Source organism: Bordetella sp. 15P40C-2, from assembly GCF_009763235.1.
Lineage (GTDB): Bacteria > Pseudomonadota > Gammaproteobacteria > Burkholderiales > Burkholderiaceae_B > Bordetella_A.
The window spans coordinates 1-5538 of sequence record NZ_WSJA01000023.1 but is presented as its reverse complement, the minus strand read 5'-3'; the positions used below and the strand labels follow the sequence as shown (position 1 = coordinate 5538).

Below are 5538 nucleotides of genomic sequence, written 5' to 3'. Positions count from 1 at the left end.
GGGTCATGTTTGACGAATTTATATAAACGGCACTTGTCGCTACGCTCATATCAGGTCATTAAAACCTACAGAGTTATAGGATCAAGCCGCACGGGCAATTAGTATCGGTTAGCTCAACGCATTACTGCGCTTCCACACCCGACCTATCAACGTTCTGGTCTCGAACGACCCTTCAGGGGGATCAAGTCCCCGGGATACCTAATCTTCAGACGAGTTTCCCGCTTAGATGCCTTCAGCGGTTATCTCTTCCGTACTTAGCTACCCGGCAATGCCATTGGCATGACAACCGGTACACCAGAGGTACGTCCACTCCGGTCCTCTCGTACTAGGAGCAGGCTCCGTCAAGTATCCAACGCCCACGGCAGATAGGGACCAAACTGTCTCACGACGTTTTAAACCCAGCTCACGTACCTCTTTAAATGGCGAACAGCCATACCCTTGGGACCGGCTACAGCCCCAGGATGAGATGAGCCGACATCGAGGTGCCAAACACCGCCGTCGATATGAACTCTTGGGCGGTATCAGCCTGTTATCCCCAGAGTACCTTTTATCCGTTGAGCGATGGCCCTTCCATTCAGAACCACCGGATCACTATGTCCTGCTTTCGCACCTGTTCGACTTGTCAGTCTCACAGTCAAGCACGCTTATGCCATTGCACTATCAGCACGATTTCCGACCGTACCTAGCGTACCTTCGAACTCCTCCGTTACACTTTGGGAGGAGACCGCCCCAGTCAAACTGCCTACCATGCACTGTCCCCGATCCGGATAACGGACCAAGGTTAGAACCGCAAACAAACCAGGGTGGTATTTCAAGGTTGGCTCCACCGAATCTGGCGACTCGGTTTCAGCGCCTCCCACCTATCCTACACAGGCCGGTTCACAGTCCAATGCAAAGCTACAGTAAAGGTTCATGGGGTCTTTCCGTCTAGCCGCGGGTAGATTGCATCATCACAAACACTTCAACTTCGCTGAGTCTCAGGAGGAGACAGTGTGGCCATCGTTACGCCATTCGTGCAGGTCGGAACTTACCCGACAAGGAATTTCGCTACCTTAGGACCGTTATAGTTACGGCCGCCGTTTACCGGGGCTTCGATCAAGAGCTTGCACCCCATCACTTAACCTTCCGGCACCGGGCAGGCGTCACACCCTATACGTCGACTTTCGTCTTTGCAGAGTGCTGTGTTTTTAATAAACAGTCGCAGCCACCGATTCTCTGCGACCCCTTCATGCTAAGCGCGCAGGCGCTTCACACTACAGGGGCATACCTTCTCCCGAAGTTACGGTATCAATTTGCCGAGTTCCTTCTCCTGAGTTCTCTCAAGCGCCTTGGAATATTCATCCCGTCCACCTGTGTCGGTTTGCGGTACGGTCTCGTACAGCTGAAGCTTAGAGGCTTTTCTTGGAACCACTTCCAATCACTTCGCAAGCAATGCTCGCTCGTGCCACACCCTTGAATCACGCGCCCGGATTTGCCTAAGCGCCTTCTCTAATGCAGCAACAGGGACATCCAACACCCTGATGACCTTCCGCGATCCGTCCCCCCATCGCACTGTACGACGGTGCTGGAATATTAACCAGCTTCCCATCAGCTACGCATCTCTGCCTCGCCTTAGGGGCCGACTCACCCTGCGCCGATGAACGTTGCGCAGGAAACCTTGGACTTACGGCGAGGGGGCTTTTCACCCCCTTTATCGCTACTCATGTCAGCATTCGCACTTCTGATACCTCCAGCAGCCTTTACAAGCCACCTTCGCAGGCTTACAGAACGCTCTCCTACCGCGTATATCTAAGATATACACCCGCAGCTTCGGTTTATTGCTTGAGCCCCGTTACATCTTCCGCGCAGGACGACTCGATCAGTGAGCTATTACGCTTTCTTTAAAGGATGGCTGCTTCTAAGCCAACCTCCTGACTGTCTATGCCTTCCCACTTCGTTTCCCACTTAGCAATAATTTGGGACCTTAGCTGGCGGTCTGGGTTGTTTCCCTCTTGAGTCCGGACGTTAGCACCCGGTGCTCTGTCTCCCAAGCTGTACTTGCAGGTATTCGGAGTTTGCCATGGTTTGGTAAGTCGCCATGACCCCCTAGCCATAACAGTGCTCTACCCCCTGCAGTAATACTTGAGGCACTACCTAAATAGTTTTCGGAGAGAACCAGCTATTTCCAGATTTGTTTAGCCTTTCACCCCTATCCACAGCTCATCCCCTAATTTTTCAACATTAGTGGGTTCGGTCCTCCAGCACGTGTTACCGTGCCTTCAACCTGGCCATGGGTAGATCATCTGGTTTCGGGTCTACACCCAGCGACTGAATCGCCCTATTCGGACTCGCTTTCGCTACGCCTTCCCTATTCGGTTAAGCTTGCCACTGAATGTAAGTCGCTGACCCATTATACAAAAGGTACGCCGTCACCCCATAAAGAGGCTCCGACTGTTTGTATGCACACGGTTTCAGGATCTATTTCACTCCCCTTCCGGGGTTCTTTTCGCCTTTCCCTCACGGTACTGGTTCACTATCGGTCGATCACGAGTATTTAGCCTTGGAGGATGGTCCCCCCATCTTCAGACAGGATTTCACGTGTCCCGCCCTACTTCTCTTACGCCTAGTTCCACACTCTAGATTTCATCTACAGGGCTATCACCTGCTACGGCCGGACTTTCCATTCCGTTCGATTATCTAAAATGCTAAATCGTAAAGGCTCTTCCGATTTCGCTCGCCACTACTTTCGGAATCTCGGTTGATGTCTTTTCCTCGAGTTACTGAGATGTTTCAGTTCACCCGGTTCGCCTTCACTGACCTATGTATTCAGTCAGGAATACTGCATCGCTGCAGTGGGTTTCCCCATTCGGACATCTGCGGATCAAAGCTTGTTTGCCAGCTCCCCGCAGCTTTTCGCAGGCTACCACGTCCTTCATCGCCTGTGATCGCCAAGGCATCCACCATGTGCACTTAGTCGCTTGATCCTATAACACTGAAGTCTTATAGGACGCTGATATGTTTCGCGTTTGTGCCGTTCATAAGTATCAAAGCTACAGACCTTGCGATCTGTCTTGAGACTTGGAACTAAATCTAATGCAATCACAACCCGTATCCATGTTCGTGAACGTTTCCGCACACTACTTCATGAACACATTTCGTTGTGCTTCTTCCTAATTGTTAAAGAACGAATGTATAACTTGCTGAGTAAAACTCAACAGATAACAGCGAAGTTTCAACTACTTAACCACCGTAGTTTCGACGCTATCTGTTGAACTCTACGCTTTTTGCTGCACCTCGCTGCGTTTTCAGCGAAGCCCTCCATTATACACAATTTTGAATCACTCGTTTGCGCCTCAAAACCGCAGTTAATGGTGGAGGTGAACGGGATCGAACCGATGACATCCTGCTTGCAAAGCAGGCGCTCTCCCAGCTGAGCTACACCCCCATTTCCTACACGCCGATGCAGTCTCGCCCACATCGCCATCCAGCAAACCTGGTGGGTCTGGTTGGATTCGAACCAACGACCCCCGCCTTATCAAGACGGTGCTCTAACCGACTGAGCTACAGACCCAAACTGTCTTGGATCAGTCAGCTCAGAATCCGCAGCCACACAGGGAGGTATCCCCTCTCGACTGCGACTGCTCACCGATCCCAGCTATACACTCTCAAACAAACAACCGATAAGCGTGGACGCTTAATAAGCAGGCCTAGCTCTTAAAGGAGGTGATCCAGCCGCACCTTCCGATACGGCTACCTTGTTACGACTTCACCCCAGTCATGAATCCTACCGTGGTAATCGCCCCCCTTGCGGTTAGGCTAACTACTTCTGGTAAAACCCACTCCCATGGTGTGACGGGCGGTGTGTACAAGACCCGGGAACGTATTCACCGCGACATGCTGATCCGCGATTACTAGCGATTCCGACTTCACGCAGTCGAGTTGCAGACTGCGATCCGGACTACGATCGGGTTTATGAGATTAGCTCCCCCTCGCGGGTTGGCAACCCTCTGTCCCGACCATTGTATGACGTGTGAAGCCCTACCCATAAGGGCCATGAGGACTTGACGTCATCCCCACCTTCCTCCGGTTTGTCACCGGCAGTCTCATTAGAGTGCCCTTTCGTAGCAACTAATGACAAGGGTTGCGCTCGTTGCGGGACTTAACCCAACATCTCACGACACGAGCTGACGACAGCCATGCAGCACCTGTGTTCCGGTTCTCTTGCGAGCACTGCCAAATCTCTTCGGCATTCCAGACATGTCAAGGGTAGGTAAGGTTTTTCGCGTTGCATCGAATTAATCCACATCATCCACCGCTTGTGCGGGTCCCCGTCAATTCCTTTGAGTTTTAATCTTGCGACCGTACTCCCCAGGCGGTCAACTTCACGCGTTAGCTGCGCTACCAAGGCCCGAAGGCCCCAACAGCTAGTTGACATCGTTTAGGGCGTGGACTACCAGGGTATCTAATCCTGTTTGCTCCCCACGCTTTCGTGCATGAGCGTCAGTGTTATCCCAGGAGGCTGCCTTCGCCATCGGTGTTCCTCCGCATATCTACGCATTTCACTGCTACACGCGGAATTCCACCTCCCTCTGACACACTCTAGCCCGGTAGTTAAAAATGCAGTTCCAAAGTTAAGCTCTGGGATTTCACATCTTTCTTTCCGAACCGCCTGCGCACGCTTTACGCCCAGTAATTCCGATTAACGCTTGCACCCTACGTATTACCGCGGCTGCTGGCACGTAGTTAGCCGGTGCTTATTCTGCAGGTACCGTCAGTTGCTCCAGATATTAGCCGGAGCCGTTTCTTTCCTGCCAAAAGTGCTTTACAACCCGAAGGCCTTCATCGCACACGCGGGATGGCTGGATCAGGGTTGCCCCCATTGTCCAAAATTCCCCACTGCTGCCTCCCGTAGGAGTCTGGGCCGTGTCTCAGTCCCAGTGTGGCTGGTCGTCCTCTCAAACCAGCTACGGATCGTCGCCTTGGTGAGCCTTTACCTCACCAACTAGCTAATCCGATATCGGCCGCTCTAATAGTGCGAGGCCCGAAGGTCCCCCGCTTTCCCCCGTAGGGCGTATGCGGTATTAGCTACGCTTTCGCGTAGTTATCCCCCGCTACTAGGCACGTTCCGATACATTACTCACCCGTTCGCCACTCGCCGCCAGACCGAAGTCCGCGCTGCCGTTCGACTTGCATGTGTAAAGCATCCCGCTAGCGTTCAATCTGAGCCAGGATCAAACTCTTCAGTTTAATCTCTGTTTAATTTCGCACCCCGATCCGAAGACCCGGGCACTTCACTCAAAGGAAGTGAGGTTCTATGAATATCATTGACATTCAAGGTACTTCACTTCAAATGTGTGCGCTTGATTTATTTAGCTTCGATCAAAGCCACTGACGAATCAGCGTCTCGATCGTGCCGCCTACCAAGCGCCCACACTTATCGGTTGTTTCGTTGTTAAAGAGCAGGTACTGCGTTTACTGCTTGCCTCGCTGTGTTAGCAGCAGAGAAACGAGATTATGAAGGCTTTTTTTCAAGCTGTCAAGTCGTTTTGTTTCGCATTT

2 tRNA genes and 2 rRNA genes are annotated in these 5538 nt (G+C 52.0%); all 4 read right to left on the bottom strand.

Annotated features, from left to right (window positions below):
- Window positions 1-77 precede the first annotated feature (77 nt).
- Window positions 78-2963: ribosomal RNA gene (locus GOQ25_RS10560) — 23S ribosomal RNA — on the bottom strand.
- Window positions 2964-3348: 385 nt separating this feature from the next.
- Window positions 3349-3424: transfer RNA gene (locus GOQ25_RS10555), tRNA-Ala, on the bottom strand.
- A 49-nt stretch (window positions 3425-3473) separates the two neighbouring features.
- A tRNA-Ile gene (locus GOQ25_RS10550) sits at window positions 3474-3550 on the bottom strand.
- A 145-nt stretch (window positions 3551-3695) separates the two neighbouring features.
- A 16S ribosomal RNA gene (locus tag GOQ25_RS10545) occupies window positions 3696-5226 on the bottom strand.
- Together the 16S and 23S rRNA genes with 2 tRNA genes alongside form the textbook arrangement of a ribosomal RNA operon.
- Window positions 5227-5538: the final 312 nt, after the last annotated feature.